Origin of the sequence: Alkalihalophilus lindianensis (genome assembly GCF_032843265.1) — a bacterium.
GTDB lineage: Bacteria > Bacillota > Bacilli > Bacillales > Bacillaceae_D > Alkalihalophilus > Alkalihalophilus lindianensis.
The window spans coordinates 1-426 of sequence record NZ_JAWJBA010000059.1 but is presented as its reverse complement, the minus strand read 5'-3'; the positions used below and the strand labels follow the sequence as shown (position 1 = coordinate 426).

At 40.1% G+C, this 426-nt stretch carries 1 protein-coding gene; it reads left to right on the top strand.

From position 1 onward, the window contains the following. Positions 1–426: TnsB C-terminal domain-containing protein (locus RYX56_RS21270; protein ID WP_500660602.1), on the top strand; the 426-nt coding region annotated here is incomplete at both ends.

Below are 426 nucleotides of genomic sequence, written 5' to 3'. Positions count from 1 at the left end.
AAAAGGCTGTATTAACATATGGTGTTCCTAACCTCTTTTTCTGCGATAATGGCTCAGTGTATAGTGCCAAACAGTTTCAAATTATGTGCGCAAGAATGGGAACGAAACTCATTCATGCCAAGCCATATTCACCGGAATCAAAAGGAAAAATTGAAAAATTTTTCCAATTTGTTGATAGTAGTTTTACCGGAGAAGCGAATTTGTTAATTAATCAAGGAAAGCTCACGACATTAAAACAATTAAATGACTACTTGCGTTCTTGGCTGGAGGCGTACGACAACCGCGTTCATCGCAGTACGAAGGAGACCCCCAAAAAGAGATATGAGGTACAAGCAGAACATACTCGTCATCTACCGGCGGAAATGTTAAAGGAGATTTTCCTTTGGGAAGAAGACCGGACCGTTCGAAAAACAGCGATTATTGAAC